Consider the following 2,116-nt stretch of genomic DNA (forward strand, 5'->3'; position numbering starts at 1 on the left):
TGGGTGTCGAACGCCTTGCGGTTGGCGATGTTGGTCAGGCCGTCGGTGGTGGCGTCCTTGCGGACCTGCTCGAGGTGGTCGCGCAGCCGGTCGACCTCGGCGCTGGACTCGGCCAGGCGCGCCTCGAGCGCGCGGTTCTCGTTCTGCACCCGTTGGGTGGCGGTGGACAGCGTATCGACGGTCAGCTTCAGCCGCTCGACGTCCTGCACGCCACCGCCGAGGCTACGGCTGGCGACCGCCAGGGTCTCGCCATAGACGTGGCTGGTCTTCTGGGCGTCGGCGATAGCCAACGACACGGCGGCCAGTTCGCGGCCCAGCTGATCGCCGGCGTCGCGGATGTGGTCGTTCAGCCGGGACTTCGGCAGGAAGTGCGCGGCCAGCTCCTCGGTGACGCTTTCCGTAAACGCCTCGCCGGCGGACAGCAGGCGGTCGATTTCCTTGGCCAACTCGCCCTGGGGATCGGCGACGTAGTTGATCCAGAGCTCGAAGTTAACGGCGGTCGGCCAGACGCCGTTCTTCTCCATGGCGTCGACCGCCTTGCGGGCGAGGGCATAGCCGCCTTGGGCGCGAAGTTTGCCGTCGACTCCCTCTGACATCACAAGCAGTTCCCCTGGCGCGGGGGCCGCAGGCGCGGCTCCTTGGCCCGATACCAAGCTAGCCCGGATAGTCGAATGGACGGTTAAGCCGCTAGGTTTACAGCCGTTTAGGTGGGGCGCGTCGGGCGCAGCAAAAAGGCCGGCGCCTCCTCGCCGAAGCCCACCACGGCGCCGTCCTCGTCGCCCTCGCGGCGCGGCCGCTCACGATCGCGTCCGCGGCGCGGCTCCTCACGGGCCGGGCGCTCGGCCCGTTCGGGCCGCTCGGAGCGCTGCGGCCTTTGGGCGCGCTCCGGCCGCTCGGCGCGTTCCGGTCGCGGCGCACGGGGCGCGGGCGCCTCGGCGGCGGCCTGCGGCGCTTCGGACTCCACGCGTTCGGGCTCGCGCTCCCGGGGCGCACGGGCGGGGCGCTCGCGGCCTTCGCCGCGCGGCGCGCGTTCAGGCCGGGCGCCGCGTTCGCCGCGACCGCCTCGGCTGCTGCGCTCGCGTCCGCCGCCGCGGCTGTCGTCCTTCAAGCTGTCCCAGTCGAGGTCGAGCTCGATCCGGTCGACGTTCTTGACGATCAGCTTCTGGACCTTGTCCAGGTTCTTGGAGTCGGCCGGCGTGACGATCATGAACGCCTGGCCCGACTTGCCGGCCCGGCCGGTGCGGCCGATCCGGTGGACGTAGTCGTCAGCGTGGTGCGGCACGTCGTAGTTGAAGACGTGAGAGACGTCGGGGATGTCCAGGCCGCGGGCCGCGACGTCCGAAGCGCAGAGCAGCTTCAACTCGCCCTTGCGGAACGACTCCAGAGTCCGCATTCGGGTCGCCTGGTCCAGGTCGCCGTGGATCGGCGCCGCGTCGAAGCCGTGCTTCTTCAGCGACTTGGCGACGATGTCGACTTCGCTCTTGCGATTGCAGAAAACGATCCCGTTCTTCACGTCGGCCCGCTCCACCAGGGCGCGGAGCGCGGCGCGCTTGGCCTTCGGATCGGCGGAGGGGATCGGCACCAGGTGCTGGGCGATGGTCTCGGCGGTGGTCGCCGGGCGCGCCACCTCGATCCTGACCGGATCGTTGAGGAACTGCTTGGTGAGCCGGGTGATCTCCGGCGGCATGGTGGCCGAGAAGAACAGCGTCTGCTTCTTGGCCGGGGTCAGCTTGAAGATGCGCTCTAGGTCCGGGATGAAGCCCATGTCGAGCATCCGGTCGGCCTCGTCGACCACCATGATCTGGACGCCGGTCATCAAGAGCTTGCCGCGCTCGAAGTGGTCGAGCAGCCGCCCCGGCGTGGCGATCAGCACGTCGACGCCGCGGTCGAGCTTGGCTTCCTGGTCGCCGAACGAGACGCCGCCGATCAGCAGCGCCCAGGAGAGCTTCTGGTTCTTCGAATACCGCTCGAAGGCCAGGGAGACCTGGTCGGCCAGCTCGCGGGTCGGCGCCAGCACCAGGGAACGGGGCATCCGCGCCTTGGAGCGGCCGGCCGCGAGGCGGTCGATCATCGGCAGGGTGAAGGCGGCCGTCTTGCCGGTGCCGGTCTGGGCGAT

At 69.9% G+C, this 2,116-nt stretch carries 1 protein-coding gene and 1 pseudogene; both read right to left on the bottom strand.

The window, feature by feature from the left end; genetic code table 11:
* Nucleotides 1-596 (bottom strand): annotated as a pseudogene (locus VHK87_RS19410) (GGDEF domain-containing protein); the annotation flags it as partial.
* 107 nt (nt 597-703) lie between these two features.
* A partial coding sequence (locus VHK87_RS19415; protein ID WP_329636543.1) for a DEAD/DEAH box helicase occupies nt 704-2,116 on the bottom strand: 1,413 nt, incomplete at its 5' end.

The sequence above is a fragment of the Phenylobacterium sp. genome (assembly GCF_036263695.1).
Lineage (GTDB): Bacteria > Pseudomonadota > Alphaproteobacteria > Caulobacterales > Caulobacteraceae > Phenylobacterium.